The organism is Lysinibacillus fusiformis (assembly GCF_002845985.1).
In the GTDB taxonomy this organism is placed as follows: Bacteria; Bacillota; Bacilli; order Bacillales_A; family Planococcaceae; genus Lysinibacillus; species Lysinibacillus fusiformis_D.
Window position 1 is genome coordinate 168,999 of record NZ_PDFK01000004.1, and the last position, 25,493, is coordinate 194,491.

26 protein-coding genes are annotated in these 25,493 nt (G+C 38.6%); 8 read left to right on the forward strand and 18 right to left on the reverse strand.

Annotation, left to right across the window (positions count from 1 at the left end; translation table 11 throughout):
• Positions 1 to 117 precede the first annotated feature (117 nt).
• Positions 118 to 546 carry a DUF2621 domain-containing protein gene (locus CRI88_RS15460; protein WP_141903346.1) on the forward strand — a complete coding sequence of 143 codons (429 nt, stop codon included), beginning with the start codon at positions 118 to 120 and terminating at the stop codon, positions 544 to 546.
• 506 nt (positions 547 to 1,052) lie between these two features.
• On the opposite strand, the gene tnpA is transcribed toward CRI88_RS15460, so the two are convergent.
• The 4 genes from tnpA to CRI88_RS15480 all read right to left on the reverse strand — a co-directional run bounded on the left by tnpA (position 1,053) and on the right by CRI88_RS15480 (position 3,329).
• Positions 1,053 to 1,526: an IS200/IS605 family transposase gene (tnpA, locus tag CRI88_RS15465; RefSeq protein ID WP_036129052.1), complete on the reverse strand. Its 474-nt coding sequence runs from the start codon at positions 1,524 to 1,526 to the stop codon at positions 1,053 to 1,055.
• A gap of 154 nt (positions 1,527 to 1,680) precedes the next feature.
• A complete protein-coding gene (locus CRI88_RS15470; RefSeq protein WP_036129247.1) occupies positions 1,681 to 2,175 on the reverse strand; it encodes a CcdC family protein in 495 nt (164 codons plus the stop codon).
• Between the two features lie 23 nt (positions 2,176 to 2,198).
• Positions 2,199 to 2,567 carry a response regulator gene (locus CRI88_RS15475; RefSeq protein ID WP_036129242.1) on the reverse strand — a complete coding sequence of 123 codons (369 nt, stop codon included), beginning with the start codon at positions 2,565 to 2,567 and terminating at the stop codon, positions 2,199 to 2,201.
• Positions 2,568 to 2,618: 51 nt separating this feature from the next.
• A complete protein-coding gene (locus CRI88_RS15480; RefSeq protein ID WP_058844721.1) occupies positions 2,619 to 3,329 on the reverse strand; it encodes a cytochrome c biogenesis CcdA family protein in 711 nt (236 codons plus the stop codon).
• A gap of 499 nt (positions 3,330 to 3,828) precedes the next feature.
• Here CRI88_RS15480 and CRI88_RS15485 point away from each other — a divergent pair, with 499 nt between their 5' ends.
• The 4 genes from CRI88_RS15485 to CRI88_RS15500 all read left to right on the forward strand — a co-directional run bounded on the left by CRI88_RS15485 (position 3,829) and on the right by CRI88_RS15500 (position 7,577).
• Positions 3,829 to 4,557, forward strand: coding sequence for a FadR/GntR family transcriptional regulator (locus CRI88_RS15485; RefSeq protein WP_036129236.1), 729 nt, complete (start codon positions 3,829 to 3,831; stop codon positions 4,555 to 4,557).
• 144 nt (positions 4,558 to 4,701) lie between these two features.
• Positions 4,702 to 5,418 carry a (Fe-S)-binding protein gene (locus CRI88_RS15490; protein ID WP_089932483.1) on the forward strand — a complete coding sequence of 239 codons (717 nt, stop codon included), beginning with the start codon at positions 4,702 to 4,704 and terminating at the stop codon, positions 5,416 to 5,418.
• 15 nt (positions 5,419 to 5,433) lie between these two features.
• Positions 5,434 to 6,864, forward strand: coding sequence for a LutB/LldF family L-lactate oxidation iron-sulfur protein (locus CRI88_RS15495; RefSeq protein WP_036129209.1), 1,431 nt, complete (start codon positions 5,434 to 5,436; stop codon positions 6,862 to 6,864).
• Positions 6,861 to 7,577: a LutC/YkgG family protein gene (locus CRI88_RS15500; protein ID WP_058844719.1), complete on the forward strand. Its 717-nt coding sequence runs from the start codon at positions 6,861 to 6,863 to the stop codon at positions 7,575 to 7,577. The genes CRI88_RS15495 and CRI88_RS15500 overlap by 4 nt, the downstream gene beginning before the upstream one ends.
• A gap of 78 nt (positions 7,578 to 7,655) precedes the next feature.
• On the opposite strand, the gene CRI88_RS15505 is transcribed toward CRI88_RS15500, so the two are convergent.
• Positions 7,656 to 8,951, reverse strand: coding sequence for an MFS transporter (locus tag CRI88_RS15505; RefSeq protein ID WP_036129204.1), 1,296 nt, complete (start codon positions 8,949 to 8,951; stop codon positions 7,656 to 7,658).
• A 123-nt stretch (positions 8,952 to 9,074) separates the two neighbouring features.
• On the opposite strand from CRI88_RS15505, the gene CRI88_RS15510 reads away from it, so the two are divergent.
• Positions 9,075 to 10,325 carry a helix-turn-helix domain-containing protein gene (locus CRI88_RS15510; protein ID WP_101966820.1) on the forward strand — a complete coding sequence of 417 codons (1,251 nt, stop codon included), beginning with the start codon at positions 9,075 to 9,077 and terminating at the stop codon, positions 10,323 to 10,325.
• A gap of 38 nt (positions 10,326 to 10,363) precedes the next feature.
• Here the strand turns inward: CRI88_RS15510 and CRI88_RS15515 are convergent, their stop codons facing one another.
• The 11 genes from CRI88_RS15515 to CRI88_RS15570 all read right to left on the reverse strand — a co-directional run bounded on the left by CRI88_RS15515 (position 10,364) and on the right by CRI88_RS15570 (position 21,080).
• Positions 10,364 to 12,268, reverse strand: coding sequence for an endonuclease MutS2 (locus tag CRI88_RS15515; protein ID WP_101966821.1), 1,905 nt, complete (start codon positions 12,266 to 12,268; stop codon positions 10,364 to 10,366).
• Between the two features lie 590 nt (positions 12,269 to 12,858).
• On the reverse strand, positions 12,859 to 13,767 hold the full coding sequence (gene rarD / locus CRI88_RS15525) for an EamA family transporter RarD (RefSeq protein WP_058844716.1): 909 nt from the start codon (positions 13,765 to 13,767) through the stop codon (positions 12,859 to 12,861).
• Positions 13,768 to 13,902: 135 nt separating this feature from the next.
• Complete coding sequence (locus CRI88_RS15530) at positions 13,903 to 14,439, reverse strand: hypothetical protein (protein WP_036129188.1); 537 nt, start codon at positions 14,437 to 14,439, stop codon at positions 13,903 to 13,905.
• A 232-nt stretch (positions 14,440 to 14,671) separates the two neighbouring features.
• Entirely contained in the window at positions 14,672 to 15,841 is a 1,170-nt protein-coding gene (locus CRI88_RS15535; RefSeq protein ID WP_058844715.1) for a toxic anion resistance protein, read from the reverse strand.
• A gap of 68 nt (positions 15,842 to 15,909) precedes the next feature.
• Complete coding sequence (locus tag CRI88_RS15540) at positions 15,910 to 16,167, reverse strand: hypothetical protein (protein ID WP_058844714.1); 258 nt, start codon at positions 16,165 to 16,167, stop codon at positions 15,910 to 15,912.
• A gap of 144 nt (positions 16,168 to 16,311) precedes the next feature.
• Positions 16,312 to 17,532 (reverse strand): ABC transporter permease, encoded by a 1,221-nt coding sequence (locus CRI88_RS15545; RefSeq protein ID WP_257982914.1) that lies wholly within the window; start codon positions 17,530 to 17,532, stop codon positions 16,312 to 16,314.
• A 7-nt stretch (positions 17,533 to 17,539) separates the two neighbouring features.
• On the reverse strand, positions 17,540 to 18,445 hold the full coding sequence (locus CRI88_RS15550) for an ABC transporter ATP-binding protein (RefSeq protein WP_101966822.1): 906 nt from the start codon (positions 18,443 to 18,445) through the stop codon (positions 17,540 to 17,542).
• A 13-nt stretch (positions 18,446 to 18,458) separates the two neighbouring features.
• On the reverse strand, positions 18,459 to 18,989 hold the full coding sequence (locus tag CRI88_RS15555) for a DUF2812 domain-containing protein (protein WP_036129170.1): 531 nt from the start codon (positions 18,987 to 18,989) through the stop codon (positions 18,459 to 18,461).
• A gap of 76 nt (positions 18,990 to 19,065) precedes the next feature.
• The gene (locus CRI88_RS15560) at positions 19,066 to 19,602 is read right to left on the reverse strand and encodes a DUF2812 domain-containing protein (protein WP_036129166.1); all 537 of its coding nucleotides are present in this window, start codon (positions 19,600 to 19,602) and stop codon (positions 19,066 to 19,068) included.
• 1 nt (position 19,603) lies between these two features.
• The gene (locus CRI88_RS15565) at positions 19,604 to 19,918 is read right to left on the reverse strand and encodes a PadR family transcriptional regulator (protein WP_036129164.1); all 315 of its coding nucleotides are present in this window, start codon (positions 19,916 to 19,918) and stop codon (positions 19,604 to 19,606) included.
• 580 nt (positions 19,919 to 20,498) lie between these two features.
• The gene (locus tag CRI88_RS15570) at positions 20,499 to 21,080 is read right to left on the reverse strand and encodes a TetR/AcrR family transcriptional regulator (protein ID WP_036129161.1); all 582 of its coding nucleotides are present in this window, start codon (positions 21,078 to 21,080) and stop codon (positions 20,499 to 20,501) included.
• A 153-nt stretch (positions 21,081 to 21,233) separates the two neighbouring features.
• Here CRI88_RS15570 and CRI88_RS15575 point away from each other — a divergent pair, with 153 nt between their 5' ends.
• The gene (locus tag CRI88_RS15575; RefSeq protein ID WP_058844711.1) at positions 21,234 to 21,992 is read left to right on the forward strand and encodes an SDR family oxidoreductase; all 759 of its coding nucleotides are present in this window, start codon (positions 21,234 to 21,236) and stop codon (positions 21,990 to 21,992) included.
• Between the two features lie 51 nt (positions 21,993 to 22,043).
• On the opposite strand, the gene brnQ is transcribed toward CRI88_RS15575, so the two are convergent.
• On the reverse strand, positions 22,044 to 23,384 hold the full coding sequence (brnQ, locus tag CRI88_RS15580) for a branched-chain amino acid transport system II carrier protein (RefSeq protein WP_036129150.1): 1,341 nt from the start codon (positions 23,382 to 23,384) through the stop codon (positions 22,044 to 22,046).
• A gap of 185 nt (positions 23,385 to 23,569) precedes the next feature.
• The gene (locus CRI88_RS15585) at positions 23,570 to 24,322 is read right to left on the reverse strand and encodes an alpha/beta hydrolase (RefSeq protein WP_036129148.1); all 753 of its coding nucleotides are present in this window, start codon (positions 24,320 to 24,322) and stop codon (positions 23,570 to 23,572) included.
• 283 nt (positions 24,323 to 24,605) lie between these two features.
• Here CRI88_RS15585 and CRI88_RS15590 point away from each other — a divergent pair, with 283 nt between their 5' ends.
• Positions 24,606 to 25,487, forward strand: a complete 882-nt coding sequence (locus tag CRI88_RS15590) for a LysR family transcriptional regulator (RefSeq protein ID WP_089932495.1) — start codon at positions 24,606 to 24,608, stop codon at positions 25,485 to 25,487.
• Positions 25,488 to 25,493 lie beyond the last annotated feature (6 nt).

The following is a 25,493-nucleotide window of genomic DNA, read 5'->3' on the forward strand; positions in this document are numbered from 1 at the left end:
CTCACCTCCCTTCTGCACACTATATAATGGCGAATTGCTAAAAAAGGGACATTATAGGATGAATTTTTTTTCGGAAGCTCTTATAATAGAATGAGAGAAGGCAAAGAGGTGAACGATTTGTTACAAGGTTGGTTTTTATGGTTTATTTTATTTTGGGTTGTCGTCCTCATTTCATTGATGGCTATTGGCGGATTCTTCATGTTCCGAAAATTTTTAAAGGCACTCCCTAAACAAGATGGAAAATCAGATTTAGATTGGCAAGAATATTATTTAGATAGAACGATTCACTTATGGGGACAAGCTGAAAAAGACTTACTCTATGAGCTAGTAAGCCCTGTACCTGAGCTCTTTAGACAAGTAGCAAAGGAAAAAATTGCAGGAAAAATTGGCGAGCTCGCATTAGAAGAAAAAGCTGCTGCCATCAATAATGACCTTATTATTCGTGGATATATCCAGGCCACACCAAAACGCGATCACAAATTTTTACGCAAAAAATTAGAACAAATGCACATTGACATCGCCCCCTACGAACATTTATTTGATTAAAAAAACGCTGCACGAAGCTATGTGCAGCGTTTTTTCTTATTTATAATGTGGGTGTTCGTGGCTATCCGCTGCTTTTGAAAGGCTATCCTTCGCTTTTGAGCTTCTATCCACGCTCTAGGTTCTATCCTCTTCTTTCGCAAAGCTATCCTTCGTTTTCCTCATTCTATCCGCTACTTTTGCTGTTTTATCCACCACTTCTGAGCTTCTATCCACGCTCTAGGTTCTATCCTCTTCTTTCGCAAAGCTATCCTTCGCTTTCCTCATTCTATCCGCTACTTTTGCTGTTTTATCCACCACTTCTGAGCTTCTATCCACGCTTCAAAATTCTATCCTCTTCTTTTAAGCTTCTATCCACACTTTTGCTGTTCAAGCACAATCAGAACCACCAGTATAACTGGTGGTTTGCTCTGCGCGTGAAACGCTGGGGTACTGGCCCATGTCTAAAGACATTCTGAATGGTCTGCCAACCGCACTCCGTTTTCACACAAACCGCTAAAGCGGCTTACTTATTTTTTCTTTCTCTTGATTTCTTCTCCTGTGAATGGGTCAATGAATTCTTTCATCGTCATTTGATCTTGCAGGATATCTTCTTGTAATTGATTTTTTATATACTCTTGTATCTTTTTCTTATTTCGGCCGACTGTGTCCACATAGTATCCTCGACACCAGAATTGACGATTACCGTATTTATACTTTAAATTTGCATGTCGGTCGAAAATCATTAGACTACTCTTCCCTTTTAAATAACCCATGAACGCAGATACACTCAATTTCGGAGGAATACTTACCAACATATGAATATGGTCAGGACAGGCTGTTGCCTCTATGATTTCTACATCTTTTCTTTCACATAATTGGCGCAATATTCTTCCAACATCTGCTTTAATTTGACCATAAATAATCTGCCTTCTATACTTTGGCGCAAAGACGATATGATACTTACAATTCCACGTTGTATGTGCTAAACTTTTATTATCCATTTATGGTGGCTCCTTTCGTACGAAGTCGGTTGACTAGACCTGACTTTATTGTACGTTTGGAGTTTTTTTATTGTCCATAGCTAAAAGCTTTCCGGAACCCCCTGCATAGCAGGGGGTTTTCAAAGCACACAAAAAAACTACACTAGCTTCTGCACTAGTGTAGTTTTGGGATTGTTTTTTTGACTCTTTTAAACTGGATCAGCATAGCGATTCGCCAAGGTAATAGCATGGCGAAGGCTAGTATCCAGAACATACCTGCTAATTCACCGACATCGATGGAACTACTTAAAATCATTTTCGCTACGACTCGGAATATTAACAGACCGAATAAAATAAAAACGAAGGCTTTGGAACGTTTTAAATAGATGTCTCGTCCCTTTACTTCAAATTTCGAAGTAGCAATTAAGATTGTCGAGAACAACATGCCCACCGCGGCTGCTTCTAAAATTTGCATGGCTGGCACGCGGAATTGCTCAAATAAAAACATGAGTGCACCAGAAGACATGGCAATTGGTGGGATAATAATTTTCTTCTCATTTGTCGGCTTTTTGGAAGCTCTCATTCGTATGATCATCACAAAGCCGCCCATAAGAATGGCCATGATAGTTGACCCTATAACATAATAGTGAGAAGGGATACTGCTCAACATAAAAATCCTCCTCTAATGTCTAATTAGCAATTTTGACCAAGTAATTGATCGGCGACAGCCTTTAATCTTTCTGGCTCGAAAGGTTTTGTGATAAAATCCTTGGCGCCGCTTTCAATCGCTTCTACGATTAATTTTTGCTGACCTAATGCTGTCACCATAATAATTTTTGCATTTGGAAATTCTGGGACGATTTTTTTTACTGCCGCAATACCGGTCATAACGGGCATCGTTACATCCATTGTGACTAAATCTGGTTGTAAATCACGATACATCGCCACAGCTTCTTTGCCATTTGCTGCTTTACCGACTACCTCATAACCCCATTCTGAAAACATATTACTGATTGCAACACGCATGAATAGCGTATCATCCACTACTAAAACTGTAGGCACATGTTCATCTCCCTCCGCGTTAAAGTTCGGTATGCCTTTTAGTTTAACAAATTAAAAGCCTGTAAATCCACCGAAAATAGGCTGTAAAACGCGGGTAATATACGTTAAGCCGTCAAAGAATAATAAAATCCCCACGGCAATCATGACATAACCACCGATTTTCACAATTTTTTGGCTGTGTGTACGAATCCATGTCATACGTGAAATAAAGAAAGATAGCACGAAGAATGGAATCGCAAATCCTAAATAATACGCAAGCATATAGCTAAAGCCCGCACCAGGATTTGTACTAGCTAACATAATAATAGACGCAAGGATTGGTCCCGTACATGGTGTCCAACCTGCCGCAAAGGCAATACCAATTAAGACAGATCCAAAATAGCCAGACGGTCTATTTTTAAATTGGAACTTTCGATCCTTCATTAAGAAGTCTACTTGCAATAATCCGACAATCATTAAACCGAATACTACAATTAAAATAGCGCCAACCTGTCGTAATAAAGTTTGATAATTTAGGAAAAACTCCGCCGCAAATGAAGCGCTTAGTCCAATAATGATAAAGATAATTGAAAATCCTAGTAAAAAGAATAATGTGTGGAAAATGGCACGTTTTTGAAGCATGCCTTTTTCTGATTTTAGCTCATCTAGTGTCATACCCGTTATGTACGATAAAAATGCTGGATATAGTGGAAGAGTACATGGTGAAATAAAACTTAAAAACCCTGCACCAAAAGCTAAAAATACGTTAATATCAGATCCCATATTTTTTAATCGCTCCTTACAGTTACTGCATTCATCGTACCAAAAAAAAGGCTAAAAAGCGTCCTTTCTGTTTGTGAACGTTTCATGGCAAAATAATGAGGTTTTTAAGAAGTTCCATCAAGCTCCTTCTGCATTATGCCCTCCTCTTGATTTTCTGTCAACATAATCCGTCATTCTTCTACCCTATTATAGAAGTTATCGCTCACTCCTTTCCTCTAGCCTTGACATTGTCGATTGCTTGCCGTTATTGTTGAAAGAGGCTTTAGTAGTGAAACCCTCTTAATTATTGTAAGAAACTATTCAGACGAACAGATTCATCATAACACCAATTCATCAGATGACCATATTATAAGGTAACATTAACAATATTATTATCTTACATTTCGACAAGAATCCCCTACTCCACAAAGTGTTCATGTTAACCATGAGTATATGACTACTTTTCATGTATAATATTGATAACCGATGTGCAATGGATCGAAAAAAAGAGGTGTAGCCCTTGAAATTAAGAAAAATTAAACCAAAAAAGATTTATGAAGAAGTATCCGAAATCCTGCATGAAAAAATCAGGGCTGGTGTCCTAAAACCAGGCGATCGACTGGACTCTGTAGAACAGCTTGCCGAACAATTACAAGTGAGTCGATCCGCCGTTCGAGAAGCGCTCTCTGCATTAAAAGCTATGGGGTTAATTGAAATCAAGCAAGGCTCTGGAACTTTTGTCAAAAGTGTACCAGCCAAGCAACTTGATTTTCCTTTATCCACTGCCATGTTAACAAATAAACAGGATATTGCACATTTATTAGAGGTGCGTAAAATAATTGAAGTAGGAGCAGCAGCAAGTGCAGCAATCCATCGTTCAGAACAGGATGTACAAGCGATGTTACAAATTTTAGAGAACATGAAGCAAGCACATGGGGATGGTGAACTCGGTGAAAAAGTAGATTATCAATTCCATGCAGCTATTTCCACTGCCTCACAAAACCCTCTACTCGCTACAATCTTAGATCAAATTTCTGGCCTAATGATAGACACGATGAAAGAAACGCGACGAATATGGTTGTACTCCCAGAAAACAACGAGCGAACAATTATATGACGAACATATGCAAATCTTCCTCGCAATTAAACAACAAAATGAGGAGCTAGCCAAACATGCCATGGCGTCTCATTTAAGCAATGTTGAAAAAGTGCTCTTACAATATTTTGAAACAACTGAGTCTCAATCATAGTAAACTGCCTAGCACTCACTAGGTAGTTTTTTTATTTTCCGAAAATTCATGAAAAATAGTTTTATTCTCTGTAAAATTTGTTGTATGATAAAATCACCGATAAGTCATCGGATGACCAGTTGTTTTTTAAAAGGAGCGATAAAGATGAAAGTCACACTATTTGCCACTTGCCTAGTGGATTTGTTTCAAGGGGATGTAGGGAAAGCCGTTGTTGAGGTGTTAGAGAGACTTGGCTGTGAGATTGATTTTCCAGAGGATCAAATTTGCTGTGGTCAGCCTGCCTACAATAGCGGCTATGTGAAGGAATCGAAAAATGCGATGAAAAAAATGATTACAGCCTTTGAGCATGCTGAATACGTCGTCTCCCCCTCAGGTTCTTGTGCTTATATGTTAAAAGAATATCCTGAGGTTTTTAAAGAAGACCTGATCTGGGCAACAAAGGCACAAGCATTAGCAGATAAAACCTATGAATTTACAGAGTTTATTGTCAACGTTTTAAAGATAAACGATGTCGGAGCTCATTTAGAAGGCAAAGCTACTTATCACACATCCTGTCATATGACACGATTGCTTGGTGTAACAGATGCACCTTTTCAATTATTAAAAAATGTCAAGGGCTTACACTATGTGGACCTCCCTGGCAAAGATCGATGCTGTGGGTTTGGTGGTACATTCTCAGTCAAAATGGGCAATATTTCTGGAGAAATGGTCAATGAAAAAGTACACAATGTGGAAGAAACAGGGGCAAATATTTTAATTGGGGCAGATGCTGGCTGTTTAATGAATATTGGTGGCCGCATTCACCGTCAAGGCAAGCCGATTAAAGTGATGCATATTGCAGAAGTCTTAAACTGCCGTTAAGAGGGGGAAATTAGAATGGCTATGAAAACAAGTGATGATCGCTTTCATCAACGTGTAACGAAAGAGCTGGAAAATCAATTTATGCGTCATGCTGTTTCGAGTGCCCAAGAACGTTTCCAAACACGCCGCCTTCAACAAACAAGAGAATTGGGACATTGGGAAGAATGGCGCTCGCATGGTGAGGAAATTCGCAAGCATGTTTTAGCTAATTTAGATTATTACCTCTATCAATTAAGTGAAAATGTTGCTAAAAGAGGTGGACATGTTTTCTTTGCCCAAACCGCACAAGAAGCAACAGCGTACATTCAAAGTATTGCGAAACAAAAGAATGCGACAAAAATTGTGAAGTCAAAATCCATGGTGACAGAAGAAATTAACTTAAACACGGCTTTAGAGGCGCTTGGTTGTGAAGTGATTGAGACAGACTTAGGCGAATATATTTTGCAGGTCGCAGATCACGAGCCGCCATCCCATATTGTGGCGCCAGCCTTGCATAAAAATAAGGAACAAATTCGCGATGTTTTTAAAGAAAAACAAGGCTATCGTCAAACCGAGAAGCCTGAGGAGCTTGCTCTCTATGTGCGGGAAAAATTAAGACAGGAATATTTAACCGCAGATATCGGTATTACAGGCTGCAACTTTGCTATCGCAGAAAGTGGTTCGATTACACTCGTCACAAATGAGGGCAACGCGGATTTAGTAACAGCGCTGCCGAAAACGCAAATCACAGTCATGGGGATGGAAAGAATTGTTCCTACATTTGAAGATATGGAGGTCCTTGTTAGCTTACTAACTAGAAGTGCGGTTGGTCAAAAGCTAACAAGCTATATTACCACACTAACAGGGATTAAAGGCGAGGGCGAAACGGATGGACCTGAGGAATTCCATTTAGTCATAGTTGATAATGGGCGCTCTGCGATTTTAGGTGGCGAATTTCAACCTATTTTACAATGCATTCGCTGTGCTGCCTGTGTCAATGCTTGTCCAGTCTATCGACATGTTGGCGGGCATACGTATGGCTCTATCTATTCTGGTCCTGTTGGGGTTGTCCTGTCTCCGTTATTAGGAGGCTATGATGATTTTAAAGAACTGCCATACGCTTCTACATTGTGTGGTGCTTGCACGGATGCATGCCCTGTTAAAATTCCTTTACATCAGCTGATTCATCGACATCGTCAAGTTATTGTAGAGAATGAAGGCAAAGCACCTGTGTCTGAAAAGCTTTTAATGAAGGCTTTCGGTTTAGGGGCTTCCTCCCCTACTCTCTATAAAATGGCAACAAAAATAGCTGCTCCAGCTATGTCCCCTTTTACGAAGGACCATACCATTTCAAAGGGGCCAGGCCCATTAAAGGCTTGGACTGAAGCAAGGGATTTCCCAGCACCAAATAAAGATAGTTTCCGAGATTGGATGAAGCAGCGTACAAAAGGAGGCAAGCATGAATGACAAGTATGATTCAACACCGAGAGAGCTTTTTAGCTAACATTGCTAAACAGCTTGGCCGTTCTCCTAAAACAGAACTTCCACGCCCAACTTGGCAGTATCAGCCACAAGATCGTGTGCTCAAGGAGGGGACACAGGATGAATTAGTAGAGGTTTTAATCAAGCAATGTGCTAACATTCATACGGATATTAAAATATCTAGTACGTCCACACTTCCCCAGGATTTACAAGCTATTGTTGACCATTATGGTGGTCAGTCCGTCATTACATGGAAGGACGAAAGATGGAAAGATTATGGACTATCTCCACTAATGACCGAACAATGGCCACAAGCCAATATCGAACTCTATGAATGGAATGCACAGCAACCTGAGGAAAATATTAGGCAAGCAGAAAAAGCAAATATTGGCATTACGATAAGTGAAATGACTTTGGCGGAATCAGGAACTGCTGTGCTTTTTAGTAGTAAGAATCGAGGGAGAAGCGTTAGCTTTTTACCAGAAAAATCGATTATTTTAATCCCAAAAAGTACGATTGTCCCTCGTATGACACAAGCAGCACGTTGGATTAGCGAAAAAATCCGTCGTGGTGACAACATTCCTTCCTGCATTAACTTTATAACAGGTCCCAGCAACTCAGCAGATATTGAAATGATTCTCATCGTTGGTGTACATGGCCCTATTCAAGCTACTTATTTGGTTATTGAAGATCGTTGAAATGGCTTCATCAAAAAACCCAAACGATCTACAAAACGCTGAAGTGTTTTTGATCGTTTGGGTTTTCAATTCCTCGAGCTATGTTGTTGTATTTGGAACGTTTTCACTTGAGTTTTCTTTTTCATAATACTCTGGATGTGCTTCCTTCAAGATAGATGGACGTAGCAGTGCTAGCGAAAGGATAATAATAATGATGCTTGTTACTGGTAAAATAATAGTTGCTGGTAATGTATCATATAACATTCCATAGACCACCATACCAATTGGCATCATGGACATCGCCATTGTCTCCATTAAGCCAAAGACACGCCCACGATACTCCTCTGCAATAATTTTTTGCATATACACCCCAATCGGCATATTAATGCCCATTTCGAAAATTGCGAAAATAAAGTAGATGATTAAATAAAAGATGATGATGGCTATATAGGAAAAGCTTGTGAGTAATGGGATAATTGCTAAGGCAACACTTCCAGCCAATAGCAATAAGCTCATTTTCGAAAAGCGTAACGGCACCTTCACTTCTGGTCTTGTTGCGAAATAAAGGGATGCCACAAGCATACCCGCTGCTCCTGAAGCCTCAATAAAACCAAAATGCATGGATTTTACTTTTAGCAATTCAATAATAATGTATGTTCCCCCTACAGCGATAGCAGAAAAGAACAAATTAATCCATAATGCCACCCACATAATGGTTTTAATAACTGTACGTTGCTTGATGTAATGAAACCCATTTTTCAGTCCATCCCACATCTTTTCTTTTATCACATCTGCCCCTCTTGTACTATAAAGATTAAAATCCATCGTAGCCTCTAAACAAAAGGCAATCGTATAGGCCACCATATTGACCATTAAAAATACATCCATGTTAAAAAATCCATACATCATACCACCGATGACTGGTCCCCCAATCGCAGCCACAGACATCGACAATTGATTAAAGGACATCGCACGCTGTAAACGCTCTGGATTGACTAGCGTTGCAATGGCAGATGAGAACGTTACACCAGAAAATGCTGAGCAAATCGTATTAAAAACAGTAGCTATGTAAATGGCATAAACAGACATTCCTACTGTTTCTGTATAGAGCAGCAACCCCCCTACGGTCAAAATAGTCCCTGCCTGTGCGATTAAAATCGTTCGTTTTTTCGAAAAGTTATCCGCAACATAGCCTGCTAAAGGGGCTACAAGTGCACGTGGTAATACAGAACAAATCATATTCGTTGCAAAGCTCATCGCCGATCCTGTCATCGCTAAAATATACAAGCTGAAGCCAAACGCCATGACATTCGCTCCTAGCATGGCAATCATTTTGCTTGCCGTGAATGTCCATAAATGGTAGGTCGCCTTCTTTAATTTATCCGCTTCATTCATCCATAAATCCCTCCGTTTTTTAACTAAATTAAAAAGTTTAATTATATTAAACAAAATATACCACAACTCCCCCTTTTCACGCAATAAAAAGTTTAATATAATTAAACAAAAGGAGGCGAGGTAATGGACTCTTTAGGCACACGCATTCGCAAATTAAGGAAAGAACAAAAATTAACATTAGAAGCACTTGCTGGTGATCGTCTAACAAAAGGAATGCTAAGTCAAATAGAAAATGATAAGGCCAAGCCTTCAATGGAAAGCCTTGACTATATTGCTGAGCGTTTAGGTGTAAAGGCTAGTGAGTTACTGGAAGAAGTAACCTCATCCTCCATTCGCCAGCTTTTAGAGCAGGTTGAAATTTTATTTGCAGAAGTAAAACGTGGTGATGCAGACCATCATCAAAAAATTGTAGATTTGATTAGGCCGTCTATAGAGGGGCTTCCGCTTAGTTATGAAGCAGGCCGTTTATTGTATATTTACGCTGATGCACAGTATGAAGCGGGATTAACGACATGGGAATCCCCACTTCAACAAGCACGTATCATCTTTAAAGAAATTAATTTACTGAGCCATTGGTTTAAAACCTTCGTTCTACAAATGACCATTTTCGCTGAAAAACGTCAATATAAATTGGCTTATAGCTGTATTTTACAGGCAAAAGAAATCATTGAACAAGAGGACTATCAGCTTGATTCACGGGATGCCCTGTTAATGACTTATTATTCAAGCGTTTTACAGCTTGCCATTGGGGAGCATGAGGAAGGGAAAAAGTTAATAAACGAGACAATTGCCAACGCACATAAAAACCAACTGTTCTATAAAATTGATGATATGTATCGTATTGGTGCGTATTGTGCCATGATTGACCATGACTTTGAACAAGCGGAGCATATGTTTATGAAGTTGGAACAGTATCGGGCATTTGCCGAACGTGTTCAAGTAGATGCTTTAATTTTTATTTTACGAGCACATTATTATAATAATTACAAACTTAATTATGAGCAGGCTCTGATAGAAATAGAGCGTTTTAATGAGCTCATACATGAAGATTTTGAAATTTTGGATGCAAACTATTATTATGCTGAAAAAGGAAAGTCCTTCTATTTACTTGGTCATTATGAGGAAGCGAAGGCCGCATTTGAACACTTTACAAAAAAACCGATCTTTATTAGCCATCCGTATGACATCCTAGCTTTAAATGAGTGCTTTTCCTATAAAGCCCTTTGCTATGCCCATTTTGGGGAGCTGACAACAGCCTATGACATTGCGAAAATGGCCTACACGGATTCACTGGAATTAGTTGATTTACCCTATAAACACAAAATTGAGGAAGTCTATCGGACGATTAAGGCACAAATTGATTCCATATCCTAAAATAAAGGGATTGCACAGCCTCGTGCAATCCCTTATTTTTACTGCTGACGATCGTTCTTCATTTGTTTATGGATTTTACGCAACGCCTTTTTGGAGCCTCTTTGGATATCATGCTGAAGCTTACGTTCATGATAGTCTACAAATAATGTCTCGAGATCATACCCCTCAGGATATAGCTCCTCTGCTGGTAATTCCAAGGTAAGTCGTTTGACATGCACCTCTAGCATTTGCCTCTTATAGAATACGCTGACATTATTGTATGGATTCATTTCTTCGTATACAATGCCTACATCATCATAATCCAATAATTTTACACGGTCGCCTTTGGCAAAGGCATATGTCGCCCCCATGCTCGTTTTCTCTGCTTGTGGCTTACGAATTTTGCTGTCTTGAACAAGCATTAGCTGATAATCCTTATTATTCAAATAATCCTTTGCCCTTTGTAAAACCGTTTCACGGACATTCATTTTTTTAGAAATCCATAGGGCATTACTCTCTCCAGACGTGCCAATTAGTAATTGATACAAAGGCTCTAGTGTTTCACTATTAAAGCGCATTGCCGCATTCATAAAATCAGGATGCATCTCTGAAAATCGTTTAATTTCGCCATAATGTGTTGTCGCTACGGTGATACAGCCCATCTGGTAAAATTCCTCTAGCATTGCAATTGCCAGTGCAGCTCCTTCATTTGGTTCTGTTCCACTGCCTATTTCATCGAACAGTAAAAGTGTATGATTATTTGCTGCGCTCATAATGTCGGACAGATTTTTCATATGGGACGAAAACGTACTTAAGGCATTTTCTATACTTTGATTGTCGCCAATATCAACAAAGATATGATCAAATATCGCCATTTCAGTTCCTTTATCCGCCACGATATGAAAGCCTGACATCGTAGCTAATGTTAAGAGACCAATTGTTTTCAACACGACCGTTTTCCCTCCAGCATTTGGTCCTGTGATAATTAAGCTACGGTAGTCCCTCGCGATAGAAAACTGTAGAGGTACTGCATTTCCTGGTAGTAAAGGATGCTTGCCATTGATTAATTGGATAAAGCCATAATCATTAATATGTGGCTCCATACCACCAATTTGTCTACTGAACTTTGCCTTGGCAAAGACCATATCATACTGGCTAATTAACTCCATGTTAATATGGATGGCTTGTAGATGTTCCATTAAAAGTCCAGATAAAGTTGCTAAAATTTGATACTCCTCTACCGCTTCCTCGGCTTTTAAGGTCGCCAATTCCACATTTAATTTAGCCACTACACTCGGCTCCATAAAAACGGTTGCCCCTTTTGAGGAAATTTCCACTACTGTCCCCTGTACATGGTTTTTATAAGAAGCCTTTATCGGAATCGTATAACGATCATCTTTTTGACTAATAAAAAACTCCTGAATGTATGTTTTATTGGCACTGTTATTCAAAAATTTCGTTAAGCGTTCTTTCATTTTTTCCTCTGTCGTCTCCATATGATGGCGAATACGCTTTAATTCGCGACTAGCAGCCGAATCCACACGATTGGCTTTGATTGCAAAATTAATTTCTTCTTCAACGCTTTTAAATTCAGCCATGGAATGGGCATAAGATGAAAGAACTGGTGCAAAAAATTCCTTATCCAGCATGAATTTTTTGATGTTACGACAGCCTCGTAAAAAGTCTGACATACTGACTAGCTCACTTGGATCTAAAATCATGCCCTTTTCAAGCTTCGTCATCAAATGCTCTATATTCGATACCCCTAAAAAGGGTACATGACCCTCTGCATCTAAAATCGCACGAGCCTCTGTTGTTTCATTCAAGCGCGTTTTGACTACCTTTAAGCTTGAGCTGGGCATTAATTTATCTAAAAGTTGTTTTCCTAATCCGCTAACACAGTAGGATTTAACGATATCTTTTAATTCATCATATTGTAATTTATCAAGAGTCGTACTATTCATTTGTTTATGCTCCTCATTGTAATGTTTTATCATACATGAAGATACCTACCCAATATTAGATAGCAATGATGGTTTTTTAAACATAGCAATTGCGTCTCTAAGTAATGGACGCTTCACTTTCGGCACAAAAGCATATGGGTACAGCAACATAAAAAAGCTGTGAGGATTCCCCACAGCTTCATCTTTAAAAGGCGAGTTTTTTAGCATCACAAATAAAACCTCATCTAATTGAAGTTCCAAGCATGTGTGCCACGCTTCATAAAGTATTGTAGGTATCTACATAGGTTTTTGAAATAAATCCATGACAAATTAAGGGGTGTGTTCATGACATATATCCCCTGTCGTCATAGCCTTTATTTCATTCAATTTTTACCTAGTTAGAACCTACCGCACTCACAAACATGCACCTCGCATTAAATTATCATTGTTATCTAATTATTGACATTTTACTATATGCTAGCATGGAAGTAAAGGTTGAAAAGGAAAAGTTCCTCCAATTTAAAACACCTCTTTTTCTACTTCTCCATTATTGTTATCGTGGACGTCATAATTCCATCACAAAAAAGACCTGTAGAAACTCTACAAGTCTTTTACGAAACGGATTTATGATGGGCCTTCCTTGTTTCTATGATTTTAGACCCTGAGAATAGTAGTAAAGCCGCCCAAATAATGCTGAATGCGAGGAACTCTACTTGACTAAACGGCTCTTTGTATAGCACGATGCCTAAAATCAAGACAATGGTTGGCGCCACATATTGAATAAAGCCTAGTAAATATAAAGGAATATTTTGTGCGCCCTTCGCAAATAAAATAAGCGGCACAGCTGTGACTAACCCACTGAAGATCATCAAAATGTCTGTTTTGACATCGACATGTAAAAATGAGGCTTGATGGGTTGTAAACAGATAAATGTAATAGCCTAATGCAAACGGTAAAATCAATAATGTTTCAATCGCTAATCCCCTTGTAGGGTCCAGTGTAATTTTCTTTTTCAGTACACCGTAAATAGCGAAAGATAGCGCGATCAACAATGCTACCCATGGCACAGAGCCATAATTAATCGTTAAAATAATTACCGCAATAAAAGCAATTCCCGTCGCTACCCATTGTGCACGACTTAGCGATTCTTTAAAGAAAATCACCCCAAAAATAACAGACAAGAGCGGATTAATATAATAGCCTAAGCTCGTTTCAATTAAATGGTTATGTGTGACTGCCCAAATATACAAATACCAGTTCATTGAAATAACAAAGGATGCACCCGCAAGCTGCCAAAAATGCTTTTGATGAGACCATAAATATTTTAAATCTGCAACAAGATCCTTCCGCATTCGAAAGACGATGACAGCCAGTACTGTAAAGACAAAAGACCAAATGACACGGGATAATAAAATTTCCATACTTGGTACATGTTCAAGTAGTTTCCAATATAAAGGGAATGCTCCCCAAAAGGCATAGGCTAAAATAGCAGCCAAAACCCCTTTTTTCTCATTTGACATGGCCAATAACGCTCCTACTCTTATTGAAATCGATGAACGACTTCACATACTCTTAAACTAGTTAAAGAATAGACCCATTATAGGACTTTGTGCGGCAACTGTAAATGCCAAATTTCAAGTGCCTGACAATAGCTGTTAGCCTTTTGGCTCAGATTCTAGCTCGGAAATGTATCTTCGCACGGTGCTATAGCTAATATCTGGATTGATCTGGCGTTTGATGCGAATATGGATTTCTTTAATTCCAACCCCTTGTTCACGCATATCTCGAATCATCGACTTCAAAGGACCCGTCAGTGACTCTCTAGACATAGCTGTATATTTACTTAATTCAATCAGTAGCTCCGTATTTTGTTGGCGGAGCACCTTCATCTCCTCTATCACACAATTGTATTCGGTTACCTTTTTCTGTAGCACCATATTTTGCTGCTTGACCTTTTGCAAATCCTCTGTAAGCTGAGCATTTTGTTTTTTTAGCATTTTTCGTTCTCGTTCTAAACTTGTTTGCTTGTTATCTAAATCTGTATGCATAGTATTGTACAGTTCTTCCATATGCAACAATTCTAAATAGCGGCTTTGCGGAACGATCATTAAGCTATCTGTCGTATAGAGAGCAATCGTGCCATCTTTAAAAGGCTCATACGACAATGTAGAGGGCTTTAGTTTATTTGGCATTCGTTTTTCACTCCTCCACGAATCAATTCATGTAATCCTATTGCTTGAAGTAACATTTATCCGCTTCCTTTTTCATTTGATAATCATTCTCATTTAATTTTATCATAATCAGTATTTTGCTTTTTGTCAAAAAACAATTTTCACTTGGCGTAATACTTCCATTTGAGACAGAGTCACGTCATACATGGCATAGAAAAAGCTTCCTGCAAAATGATTGCAGGAAGCTTTAGACTTACATTTTTTTCAGTTTTTCATATTCCAATTGCAAACGTTCAATTCGTTTACGACCTTCTTCACGGTTTCTAGCTGTTTCTGCTTGTATTTGCTTCGTTTCTTGAATACCAGCCATAATCGTTTGCCATGTTGTTTCAATCGTTTCGATTTTAATGCTCGGGCTACCAGCTTGACGTGCAATATTCACACTGTTTTTACTAATATTTTCAGCATTGCGAACAAGCATTTCGTTTGTACGACGGTCCAGTTCAACCATCGAATCGGAAATTAGCTTTTGGCGTTTCAATGTGACTGCATGAATTAACCCTTGTTTAAAAATGGGAATCGTCGTTACAAAGGCAGAGTTAATCTTACCAATTAAATGGTTATTCCCCTGCTGCATTAAGCGAATTTGAGGTGCTGATTGGAATGATACTTGCTGTGCCATTTCTAAATCATAGCGACGTTGCTCTAATAATTCTACAGCGCGTAGCATTGTTTCATATTCCATTGCTGCCAGTTGATCACCTGTTTGTGCCTTTTGCTCAAGTGCAGGTAATGATGCGCGAACCTCTTCTGTTTTTACTTCAATCGCTGCAACAAATTTACTTAATGACTGGAAGTAGTTTAAATTTTGGTCATACAGATTTTCAAGGTCGATGGTATTACGCTTCATTTCACCTTCATACTTTTGAATTTCACGATAAATAACATCTACTTCTTTGTTCATGCTGTCATATTTAGATAAGAACCTTTCCAATTGCTCTTTCCCTTTATTAAAGAGCTTGGAGATGAAACCGCCCTTTTTCTCTTCCGCAAAATCTTGTGGATCGAACTTATCCATAATTTTATTAAGATTATTTAATAGCACACTCGACTCTTCCAGCTTACTGGCTTTCATCGTTGCGAGCATTTTATCTGAAAAGGTAGAAATGCCACTTGCTGTTTCTTTACCAAGCTCAAGCATAGCAATTTGATCTTTCACATCAATTTTTTGTGCCAGTGCATGAACCTCAGGATCTTGCTTTAACACCAGCTGATTTTGTGCAATTTGCGATAACTCCTGCTCTGACACAAGTACCGGCTTTTGCTCAGATGCCTGTTGAACTAGTGGATTTGGCTGTAATAAAGGATTTTCTGAAGCGAATGGGTCCTTGGATTTTAAAAGATCATTGTTGAATTCAGACATACGTTTTACCCCCTGCAATTTATCTCTACTAAATTACTTACGATTACCATGTAAAAAAGTTTCATTTCCTACAGTATGAAAAAATACGAGTTTGTTACATTATAGTCATTCTGGTGAAGCCCATATTGTAAGCTATATTGGTTAGGGTGAGCATTATGAATAAAAACCTCTATCTGGGCACGATGAAGGAGAATGTCTTCCATTTCTTTATTGATGGGACATCGCTGTTGAAGTTTTTGAAAGAACTGAGCTTTTTCCTCAGGTGTTGTTAAACGACACTTTGGCTTTAGGGCAAGAAGCGCGTCCACCTCTGATTTAGTTAACATAGTCTCACCCCTTTTTTAAATTATAGCTTCTTTCTATACAAAATTCGACTGATTCCGTAAATTCCTTTGCATTGTTTGCTAGCAATGGCATCTAATGACCAAAAAAACAGCTACATCATCCATGTAGCTGCTTTTGGTCTTGTGTTATGTTGTTACCTTTAATACCGTTTTAATTTTTTGAATGACACCACCAGAGCTATATGTCAATACACTGCGTTTATAGAACGATAAACTAAATAGGTACACGACAACAATCGTTGCGATTAAAATACCTAAGGATAATAGTGGAACAATACCTCCGATATCTGTAGCACCAATTCGCATTGGCATGATCATACCAGAAGTTAACGGGATATAAGAGAAAATTTTAATGATTAATGTATCCGGATTCCCCATGCCTGTAAGCATGACATAGAAGCCAATGATCGTAATAATCATCGCTGGCATTAAAACTTGACCCGCTTCTTCTACCTTTGATACCAATGAACCAAATAATGCACCAATGATTAAATACAGAATGACCGTTAACAACAGGAATACGATAGCATAGATTACATAGCCAATAGATAACTCCTTGATAATGCTAGCAGCCGCATCCCATACCATGCCACCTTTAATAAATTTCGCATAGATGAGGAAAACTGCTGCAATAATACCCATCTGTGTTAAAGCCAGCAATAATACACCAGCAATTTTCGCTTTAAAATGTGTCGCTGGTTTGACACTTACTAGGAGCATTTCCATTGCTCGTGAGCCTTTTTCAGAGGCAATTTCAGTCGTAATCATCGATAGGAATGTAGAAATGAAGAAATAGATTAAAATGCCGACAGCATAGGAAACAACTAACCCTGATTGCTTTTCTTCCTCACTTTTCCCACCTGCTGATTCCTCATTTAAGTTTTTCGTTGAAATCGTTGTTTGAGCTGCCATAATTTGTGCTGCTTGCTCAGGTGATAACGATAATTGCTGTACGGCATAATGCTGACCAGCATACTGCAATAAGGATGACAATGTGGATTGATCGTTCAATTTCAATGGTGTGAACGTCGCTATTTCTGCTTGTAGCTGACCATCTTGATCGTTAATCGTCACAATCGCATCAAGCTTGCCATCCTTTACTTTTTTTTCAAGTTTTGAAACATCCTGTTCATCCTGAATAAAGGCCATATCCCCATTGGAGACAAAGATTCCACTTAAATCTGCAGAAGTTTCATTAATAATGGCGATTTGCTGTGCTTCATCATCACCCGTAAATAGCTCTTTAATTTCTGACCAGAATACAGCTACAGACATGACAAGGACATATAAACAGGTCATTAAGATAAACGATTTGGACTTGATTTTAGATTTATATAATTGCTTCATTAGTAAACTAAACTTCGACAACATGGCCACCTACCTTGTCTTTAAAGATTTCATCTAACGATAAATAATCCAAGCTGAATTTTTCAATATATTTCCCATTGGACAGCTGCTCAAAAATACTTTGGGCAAAGCTTTCGTCTGCTAATGTAAGAACCGTTTGCTCCTTCTCTACACGCACATCCTTGACGCCTTCTAGTGCCAATAGCTGTGTCGTTGACCAATCCGTACGAACTGCAAGCTTTGTTTTACCATATTGTTTCTTTAAATCTAGTAAGCTTCCAGAAAATAAAGAGACACCTCGTTTTAATAAGCACAAATGATCACAAAGCTCCTCGACATTATCCATTTGGTGACTGGAGAATAAAATGGTTGTACCCTGCTCTTTTAATAGTAAAATCGCATCCTTCAGTAAATCTTTATTAACTGGATCTAGTCCACTAAATGGTTCATCTAAAATTAAAAACGCTGGTTTATGAATAAAGCTTGCAATGAGCTGAACCTTTTGCTGGTTCCCCTTTGATAATGTTTCTGCCTTATCTTTGCGTTTTTCTTCCAGCTCAAAGCGTTGAATCCAAAAATCTATTTCTTTTTTTAACTCTGCTTTTTTCATACCACGTAGCTCACCAAAAAAGTACAACTGCTCCTCTACCTTCATCGTTGGGAAAATACCTCGCTCCTCGGGTAAATAGCCAAGGATATCTCGGTTAATGGCATTGACTGGCTGACCACTCCAAGTAATTGTACCCGCCGTCGTTTCCTGTAAATCTAAAATCATTCGGAATGTCGTTGTCTTCCCTGCACCGTTTTGTCCAATCAGACCAAAAATTTCACCTTTTTCAATGGTAAAATTCAAATCATCCACAGCTGTAAAATCCTTGTACTTCTTTGTAACACGCTGTAACTGTAATGTCATGTTGTCATCCTCCTTATCCTTCAAATATATGTAAGTCTTGTTTCAAGCCCTTTTTGCGGTTTTCATTTTTCACAATAGGAATGACCAGCAGCAAGGCTACGATCAAGCTCATGCATCCTACACTAGTATTCACTAGTCCTGCAGCAGATTCCCATAAACCTAGCGCTATATTATAAATACCAGTCATTAAATTTAACAGTAACACGAGTATAAAAAAGCGATTCATTGATTTTATATAGTTAAATTTGGAAGTGGTATCTGTAAATATTTCAAAGGGTCCCTCTGATTTTAGTTTTCGATAATAGGCCCATCCACCAAATTTGGACACACACTCAATATTCATCGCGTCTAGAAACTCAAAATAATCCTTTGATTTTCTATTCACAAATTCATTTCGATAAATATATAGTTCTGGTGTGCCTTTTTCAAATACAAAGTAACCTGCCACTGTTTTTTTTAGATTCCACCCCCGATCCGCCATATCATTGACCCATCGTTCTTCCTTTTCGTAATCCATAAAAAAACGATACATCCTTTTTTTCATCTAATCTCACCTCTACTATGAAGTCATGCTTAAATTTTCATTATTTTCTGATTTCCCGGAAAATAATGCTCGCTTGTTAATCTGAAAATACATTTAATTCTCTCTTTAATCGATTACGTACACGCATAAGCTTATAGAGTGGGAGAGAGAATAATACGACAACAACTAGATTCAACGTATTCAATGTGAAACCAACCCAGTCAGTCGTTTGCTCCGAAAAATCGCCCATTAAACCGATGATACCAATGAACAAATTTAGTAGAATAAGGGAAAATAACAGTGTCATCTTTTTTGACAAGTTGCCAATTTTGGTTTTTTTATCTGTATAGAGCTCAAATGGACCTTCCTGTGCTACTTTTCTAAAAAACACAAAATTGCCAGAGCGATCAACCTGTTCAATGCCAGAGGATTGAAGAAATTCCAGGTAGTCCTCTTCATAGTGACTGCCAAATCGCTCCAATTCATCGTGGCGATAAATATAGCGACCTGGTTCTCCTCGTTCAAACGTAAACCGAATCCATATGAATTTTTTTAAATGCCAGCCCTGACAAGCCATGTCATTAACCCACTTCTCTATTGCATAGGGATTAATCATCAAGCGATATTTATGCATATTATTCAACTCCTTTCGTTATACGGATACCATTGTCAAAAAGTTCCCTTAATCTTAAAATTTCATATTCAATGACCGTTTTTCCAGTAGCGGTAATGATATATTCTTTCTTTCGCCCATCTTCATCAAGCGCCTCTATCCAGCCTCGTTCTAGCAATGTTTTAATCGCACCATAAATGGTACCTGCGCCTAAACGCACTCGCCCATTGCTCATTTCCTCCACTAATTGCATAATGCCATAGCCATGCCTAGCCTCGTATAATGCTAATAAAATATAATAAACGCCCTCTGTTAATGGCGGATGTTCCTGTGTCATCTAAATCCCCCCTTATATCGCCCATCAATATATCGTCAGTCGATATAATTAAAATATATCAGCAGTCGATATAGTTGTCAATGCTCTTCCATTATGTTGCAAATAAAAATATACTTCGTTAGCATGTAAGTAATTACTTGCACGAAAGGAACTGCACAACGAATTATCGAAGCTGCTCTACAATTGATAAGTGAAAAGGTCTATACAGCTCATCATCCTTGTGACAATCGTTGTCGCTCTGAAACCTGCTCCAATTCCATAATTCAAATAAGCGATGGGCTACGTTGCTAGTAGCCCATCGCTTTATCACTTTGAAAGAGATAAGCTATCCTTCGTTTTGAGCAGAGTATCCTCTGCTTTTCCGGTTTTATCCTACACTTCTCTCTCTATCCTTCATTTTTAGCATTCTATCCTCCGCTTTTCCTTTCCTATCCTCCACTTTTAACAGGCTATCCTTCGCTTTTAGCGTTCTATCCTACACTTCTCTCTATCCCTCACTTCAAGACCGCTTTTCCTTTCCTATCCTACACTTTCAGCAGGCTATCCTTCGCTTTTCTTGTTCTATCCTACACTTGTCTCTCTACCCTTCACTCCGAACATTTTTTAAAATCGAAGCTAGTTGCTGGTTTAGAACTGTTACACTGTCGCTAAAATCGCCGCGATACCATTGGATGATGAGTCCGATGATGGCGTTCGCTTGATAGGCACTATAATAGTCGATCGAAATATGGTCCGCTATTTGATGCTCATGGTGTGTAGTAATGTCTCGCTTTAACAGTGAATAAATCCCGTCAAATAGCATGTAATAGTAGGTCAACGGGACATTTTTAGAAAATACGATACGATAAAACATTTTAAAGCGTTCAATATGATGAAAAATCCGAATGGTTGTTGGATCGAGTTGATGGGTGTCCAAGGTTGGGACGGCACGGTAGGGTTCTTCATAGGATTGATATAAATCCTCCATAATTTCCTGAAAGTATTCTTCAAAGAGCCCCTCTTTTTGCTCGTAATGTAAATAGAATGTTCCTCGATTAATCTTCGCCTCTCTACAAATTTCTGCAATCGATATTTGCTCCAATGGCTTTTGACTGAGCAAGGTCAATAAGGCGTTGTGCAGGGCTTGTTTCGTTTTAATAATCCGTAAATCGGTTGTACGCAATTTTTTCAGCTCCTTATTCAACAGTTTTTCCAAAAGTGTTGAATACTCAACACATCATGATAATTTGCATATTGAAATCGCTTTCATATTTATTATATGATTTTAATGAACAGATGTTCAATAACTATCGACATACATGAGGAGGTCTTTGAGATGAGATTAGAAGGTAAAGTAGCCATTGTGACAGGTGCAGCTTCAGGCATGGGGAAAGCCATTGCTGAAGGATATGCAAAAGAGGGCGCTAAGGTTGTCGTTTCAGACTTAAATTTAGAGGGTGCCCAAGCAGTTGTGGACGGTATTCAAGCAGCTGGGGGTACAGCATTTGCCATTCAAACAAATGTCGCATCAACAGAAGACTTACAACGTTTATTTGACGAAACGAACACGAACTACGGTCAATTAGATATTTTAGTGAACAATGCGGGCATTATGGATGGGATGGAGCCAGTTGGTGAAATTTCTGATGAACGTTGGGATCGAGTATTCGCCGTGAATACTACAGCCGTTATGCGCTCTATGCGTATGGCTACAGAAATTTTCCTTGCGCAAGGGCATGGTGTCTTTGTGAATAATATTTCTGCTGGTGGCTTATACGGGGCACGCGCAGGGGCAGCCTATACAGCTTCGAAGCATGCCGTTGTCGGTTTAACAAAAAACACAGCGTTTATGTATGCTGATAAAAATATTCGTTGTAATGGGATTGCACCAGGAGCAGTTATGACTAATATCGCCTCTTCTATGACTAGTATGAGTGAAGCGGGTGCTGCACGCCAATCACTTGGACTATCGATTAATCCTCGTGCTGGTCAACCAGAAGAAATCGCACAATTAGCTATTTTTCTTGGTTCAGACGAAGCAAGCTTTGTGAATGGACAAGTGATTGCGGTGGATGGTGGCTGGACAGCTTATTAAGCCATAAAAAAAACCACGCACAGTGAATTATGTCTGTGCGTGGTTATTCATTTATATGACTTTTCTAGACGGGAACAAGCTCCCAATCACTGCTCCTACAAGAGCTGGTAGTATCCAACCTAATCCGATGTCATAAAAAGGAAGGATCGTTGAATACAGCTTCTCCACTGCGTCCAAAACGCCTAATTTCGCTCCTGGCACACTTTCCACCAAGGCTTTATAGCCATCAATTAAACTAATGAAAAATGTAAAAATCATCGCAATGGCATAAACTGTTTGCTTATTCTTAAAGAAAGATGAGCAAAGAGCAAGCAAGATTAATACAATGGCTAGTGGATATAAGAACATTAAAACAGGGATCGCAAATTGGATGATATTGTTTAAGCCAAAGTTTGCAATCGTAAAGGACACAAGACAAAGTAAGAACACAAACCATTTATAGCTGATTTTTGGAAACACTTCGTGGAAAAATTCACTACAGGACGTAATTAACCCTATACTTGTCTTTAAACAAGCGAGGACAATAATAAGTGCCAATAAAATGGCCCCAAAAGAGCCGAAATAGTGATCTGCTACTGCGGCAAAAATTAAACCACCATTGTCAAAAGTACCAACAGCATCAATACTAGAAGCTCCCATATACGTAATTAAGCCGTAAATAAGTGTCATTAAAGCCATCGCAAAAATACCCGATGTCCATGTAGCCTTGGCTATTTCCTTGCGATCTGTAATTCCTGCACTTTTAATAGCATTAATGACAACAATCCCGAATGCCAGCGATGCTAGGGCATCCATCGTATTATAGCCCTCTTTAAAGCCCGTCATAAAAGCAGCATCCAAATAATCACCGACTGGCTGCTGGAAATCACCCATTGGTTTGATGATGCTTGTGATAATTATAATAAATAAGACGACTAAAAAAGCAGGCGTTAAATATTTACCGATGTAATCCATAATTTTTGCTGGATTTAAAGAGAAATAATAGACAACGGCAAAAAATACAAAGCTAAATACTGCTAGTAGCAGCGTTGCATGTTGTGGTTGAATGTATGGCTCAAAGCCTACAACAAATGGTACGGTTGCTGTACGTGGAATGGCAAAAAACGGACCGATTGTTAAATACAGTGCCAATGAAAAAACAATGCCAAATATAGGATGAACACGGTTCGCTAAATCACGTAAACCATTACTACCTGATAAACCAATCGCTAAAATTCCGAGGAATGGTAGCCCGATGGCAGTAACTAAAAATCCGATTAACCCTAACCAAAAATTAGTTCCAGCAAATTGGCCCATTTGAATAGGAAAAATGAGGTTCCCTGCTCCAAAATACAGTCCAAATAACATTGTTCCGATGACTGCATAGGTTGAAAAAGGTATTTTTTGTTGCATAATTGATGTGCTCCTTAGAAGTTTTAGACCATAGCAAATTATTTTAATCGAATGATTTTTCACTATAATTTCATCATGTTATCAAGCATTTATTATAATTACAATAGTTTTTTCGTTTATCTAGATGAATGCTACAAAGTTCAGTTGATTGAACAAAAAAAGAGCTGCCTGCTGACAGCCCCTCCTTAGTTTGCAACTGACCATTCAATATGATCTAAAAATTTATAAACATCTTCATACACTTTATCACGTTCTTTATCTAATGTAATAATGTGACCAGAATTTTCATACCAAATGATTTCTTTGTCGTCTGTTTCTACTGTATTTAAAATGAAAGGTGCGCTTTCTTGGTATAGGTCATCATCTAGTGAACCTTGTAACACAAGTGTAGGTGCTTTGATCGTTGATAATTCTTCACGAGTTTCAGTTGTTAAACGTGTTACGCCATCCAAAGAATCTTTTGGTGTAATGCGTAATTCATGTAATTCTGAAATGATTTGATCTTTTGATTTATTTTCAAAGTGTTTATATAAACGAGCATAATGGTACAAACGTGTAAATAAGCCTTTTGAATTATCACGTGTAATTGGTGCACACATCGCTACACACGCTTTCACTGGAAACGTCTCTGCTACTTTTAATGAGAAGACGCCACCAAGTGAAATCCCAACAACAGCGATTTCTTCATAGCCATTCTCTTGGAGGAAGTTATAACCTTCCACTACATCGTTCCACCAGTCCTCTGGTTTTGTTTCTAATAATGCTTCTGGTTCTACACCATGCCCACTATAAATTGGTGCATGAACGGTATAACCTCGTTGAGATAAAAATTCTCCTAGTTTTTTCACATCTTTTGTGCTACCTGTGAATCCATGCAGTAATAGTACGGCTTTTTTGCCTCCCTCAATAGTTAGAGGTTGTGGCTTAGTTAACTTCATTTTATGATATCCCCTTCACGGAAATTTATAATTGTGTATTTTATGTGTCTATCTTACCACCCTTTATTCATAATGTATAATTTATAGTTTTTATCAAATCAATGTGTACCATGCATGAATGATGTCAACTTAACCGCTGTGCTATCACACTTTTGCTACTTAACTTTTCCATTCTGCTAATAAAATGCAACGTCCTTTTAAAAATAATTTGCAACCTATACTTCCACTCTGTTTCCCGTTATAATGCAGATAACTTAAAAATAACGAGAAAAGAGGTGAAAAAATGGAGTGGCAACAATTAGAATATTTTGTAACCGTGGCAAAGTTAGAGCATATGACACGAGCTGCTGAAGCATTAGCGATTTCACAACCAGCACTTAGTCGTTCTATTTCAAAGCTGGAAGAAGAATTAGGTGTACCGCTTTTCGACAGACAAGGGCGCTCAATTATGCTTAACCGATATGGTGAACTGTTTTTATATCGTGTACTGCGAATGCGCAAAGAATATGAAAAGGCTGTTTTAGAATTACAAGAGCTTAATAATCCAGAGCTCGGCGATGTATCACTCGGTTTTTTACATACGCTTGGAACGAGTATCGTACCTGACTTGATTCGTGCTTTTCGTCAGAAACACCCCCATATTCGTTTTCATTTCACGCAAAACTACTCTCACTCACAATTAAAACAATTATTGGCTGGTGAATTAGATCTTTGCTTATTGGCAGCCATTGATACAGAGCCGCCAGTATGTTGGAAGGAATTATGGCGAGATGAGCTTTTTATTATGGTACCGATTGATCATCCGCTTGCACATCGTAAAAGCATTAAAATGAAAGAGCTGGAGCATGAAAACTTTGTGCTCATGAAAAAGGGCTATGCACTGCGCCGCTCTGCTGATCGATTGTTAAATGCTGCTGGCATAAAGCCTAAAATTTCTTATGAAGGGGACGAAGTATCGACCATTGCTGGTTTTGTAGGTGCGGGGCTGGGCGTTTCCTTACTTCCAGATGATGAGGATTTAAATCCGAAGAAAATCGTTAAAATCCATGTTGAGGATATGGTATGTGAACGAATTATCGGCATGGCTTGGATTGACAATCGCTATCTTCCCCCCTCTGCACGCCAATTTAAACAGTTTGTCTTCGATTTTTATGAAAAAAAATAGAAAAAG